General features: G+C 58.7%; 1 protein-coding gene. It reads right to left on the reverse strand.

Translation table 11 applies throughout. The annotated features are described in order from the left end of the window. Positions 1–1,019: elongation factor Tu (tuf, locus tag ACR1XV_RS21425; protein ID WP_480535060.1), on the reverse strand; the 1,019-nt coding region annotated here is incomplete at both ends.

A 1,019-nucleotide genomic window follows, 5' to 3' on the forward strand; every position in this document is an offset into this window, starting at 1 on the left:
GTCACGGTGCCGGTCACGTCCGTGGTCCGGAAGTAGAACTGCGGACGGTAGTTCGCAAAGAACGGGGTGTGACGACCGCCTTCTTCCTTGGTCAGGATGTAGGCTTCGGCCTCGAACTTGGTGTGCGGGGTCACCGAGCCGGGCTTACACAGAACCTGGCCACGCTCAACGCCGTCACGGTCGATGCCGCGCAGCAGGGCGCCGATGTTGTCGCCCGCTTCGCCGCGATCCAGCAGCTTGCGGAACATTTCAACACCGGTACAGGTGGTTTTCTGAGTGTCACGGATGCCGACGATTTCGATCTCGTCGCCAACATTGATCACGCCACGCTCAACACGACCGGTCACAACGGTACCACGGCCCGAGATCGAGAACACGTCTTCGACCGGCATCAGGAACGGCTTGTCAACTTCACGCTCAGGGGTGTCGATGTAGTCATCAACAGCCGCCATCAGTTCCTTGATCTTCTCTTCGCCGATTTCCGGATTGTTGCCTTCCATCGCGGCCAGAGCCGAACCTGCGATGATCGGAATATCGTCGCCGGGGTATTCGTAGCTGGACAGCAGCTCGCGAACTTCCATCTCAACCAGTTCCAGCAGCTCTTCGTCGTCAACCTGGTCCACTTTGTTCATGAACACGACCATCTTCGGGATGCCAACCTGGCGGCCCAGCAGGATGTGCTCGCGGGTCTGCGGCATCGGGCCGTCAGCAGCGTTCACAACCAGGATCGCGCCGTCCATCTGAGCGGCACCGGTGATCATGTTCTTGACGTAGTCGGCGTGGCCGGGGCAGTCAACGTGCGCATAGTGGCGATTATCAGTCTCGTATTCCACGTGGGCGGTCGAGATGGTGATGCCGCGCGCTTTCTCTTCCGGCGCACCGTCAATCTGGTCATACGCTTTGAAGTCACCGAAATACTTGGTGATTGCTGCGGTCAGCGTGGTCTTGCCGTGGTCAACGTGGCCAATCGTACCGATGTTGACGTGCGGTTTTGTACGCTCAAACTTTTCCTTTGCCAT

This window comes from Ruegeria sp. AD2(2025), assembly GCF_056542385.1.